Origin of the sequence: Pseudoalteromonas sp. Of11M-6, from assembly GCF_022347905.1 — a bacterium.
Lineage (GTDB): Bacteria > Pseudomonadota > Gammaproteobacteria > Enterobacterales > Alteromonadaceae > Pseudoalteromonas.
In genome coordinates, this window is the sequence record NZ_JAKRFW010000109.1 from 1 (window position 1) to 2,281 (window position 2,281).

2 protein-coding genes and 1 pseudogene are annotated in these 2,281 nt (G+C 41.6%); all 3 read right to left on the reverse strand.

Features of this window, described 5'->3' with window-relative positions:
- Nucleotides 1–750, reverse strand: a 750-nt coding sequence (locus MHN32_RS23445) for a PoNe immunity protein domain-containing protein (protein ID WP_239422970.1), incomplete at its 3' end; no start/stop codon positions are given.
- 9 nt (nucleotides 751–759) lie between these two features.
- Nucleotides 760–1,512: a PoNe immunity protein domain-containing protein gene (locus MHN32_RS23450; protein ID WP_174170865.1), complete on the reverse strand. Its 753-nt coding sequence runs from the start codon at nucleotides 1,510–1,512 to the stop codon at nucleotides 760–762.
- 9 nt (nucleotides 1,513–1,521) lie between these two features.
- Nucleotides 1,522–2,281: pseudogene (locus MHN32_RS23455) on the reverse strand (hypothetical protein); the annotation flags it as partial.

A 2,281-nucleotide genomic window follows, 5' to 3' on the forward strand; every position in this document is an offset into this window, starting at 1 on the left:
GGATTCTCTTGGTATTTCTAGAACATTAGCGACTAAAACTAATTCAAAACACCAATAACCAATATAATAATCCGTGTACTCGAATTCGCATTCACAGTTATGATTATCATGCCAGTCCGCCAAGCCCTCTAACTTACTGTACCAATTTTGTGCATATTGCTTGAGTAAATCAGGCTTTTGCTCATTAGGTACTGTAAAAGCGAGTGAAAGGTTTTGATAAATTTCAGGGTAGTAGAGTGTGGGCGAAATAGGTCTATCGTTATCACCAAGTGCAATGGCTACATTATCAAGTAAGGTGTCTTTGCCGCGCTCGCCAATAACATCGAGTACTTCTTGAATATGAGCTGGAGCGACATCACAGGCTTGTAAAAGTGCCAGCCACCACAAAGTGTAGATATAACGATTGATATTAGGGGAGCCGACAGCATCGATTTGCCCGCCCAACTTTTCAAAAGCATGGCGGTATATTTGATGATTTGCAGGTAACTTATCACAGTAGTGTGTCAGTTGTTTGCGATACGGCAAAATCGCTTCGGTATAGCGCTTAACATCCCCAAGGTGAGCACCATATGAGTAGTGCGCTATCGCTCGCATAATCGCGAGCTGATATATACGCTGGGCAACATCGACTCGCTCGCTAGGTGTGGTAAAATTACCTGCATCGAGGGCTTCCTGTGTTTCTTTAATGCCAACTTCAATGTCGACTAAGAACTCTTCGAAATAATCGTTACTTCTCCGTGTATCGCGCACCTTTATCTCCTACTGATTATCTTGCCAATGTACGAGGTCTTTAGGGTAGTATGGGTGGTCAATAAAGCTGCTATCATCAATATTGAATAACTTAACAACAAGTGCAATTTCCCAGCACCAATAGCCAATGTATGCATCTGTATCCATTAAATGATAATCTGGGCTACCCTCCAATACATACCAAGCCTCTAGATAGGCTTTTGCAAGTGCTGGACGTTGCTCTGGACTTCCTTCAACTACTTTGTAAAGTTTACCGAAACGTTTTTTGAACAGAGTATCCGCAGCTATTTCACGATTAGTGTCACCTAGGGTTATAGCAATTTTATCAAATAGCGCGTCTTGACCTTGATTACCAATAAGACTCAGCACCTTTAGGTAGTATTCTTTATCCATATTTAAACAGAAAGCGAAACTCAACCATTTAAGATGATCTTCGAGGTAATCTTCTCTTAGTTCTTCCCAGCCAATTCGCTCTACTTGCTCTTTATCTGGCAAGGCGTCAGCATAATCCTTTTGCCATTGGCGGTAGGTCAACATATTTAATAAAAGTGGCTTAAATTCTGAGAGATCATCGCCGCGAGAGTATTTCTGATGAAGAAGATACAATGAGTCACTAACTAGCCTAAATGAACCTTTCATTTTGACTTCAGCTTCAAACTGACTATCAGGTTGGACTTTCTGTATTTTTTTTTCGATAACCTTTACTCTAAAGTTAACTCTATCATTGTAGTAATCAATATCTCTCAAATTATCTCTTTGCATTTATATGTCCTAAAATCCGGTTGCTTTACCAATATTGTGGGCGTTTTTATCCAGTATATTTACTATTAGATTGCCATCCAATTTATTACGGATAAGCAATTTTATGACTCTGCCATCATTATCTTCAATGGCTTCTAGTATGTCTGCTATCTGTTCCTCGTTCAACCCAGCTTTCCTGAGCCGTTTTTCCGTTAGCCACTGATCACTCAGTTGCTTGCCTGTTTTGGTTTTTCCCAATTTACTTTTATTGTATTTCGCTTCAGTGAAAGCATAATCAGGTGGTGGATTTGGGTGCAAATAAATCCCATCTATACCGGTTTCGCCGGGCTTAAAATTACCGTCGGTTTTACCTAGTGGTGTATAGCCATTCTCCAACATTAATTGGTGTGCATTGTACTCACCAGTAGCGCCTTTTCTGTGGTTTAGTGATTTATACTGCGTAAAGTCACTAGGCGTTTTGCGTGATGGCGGATTAACTTTGTTAACTGGGGCACCTTTGAGATCGTTTCCTTCTGGAGCTGAAAGCTCCGGTGCTTTAGATTTCTTCGGCACATTGGTAACGCCAACCTGTGGTAACTCCCCTTGATATTCATCCAGTGCTTTATTAACTCGCTGCCCGATTTCTTGGGCGGCTTGTTGCATATGCTGGTCGATTTTGGGGGTGACATCGTCTAGGCGTTTTACCGTGGCTTGCATGCCTTCGATAGCGGCGTCTGGAAGCAGTAGGTCGTAGTGCCAACTGCTAGACATTTCATCGAGTGAATCGCGC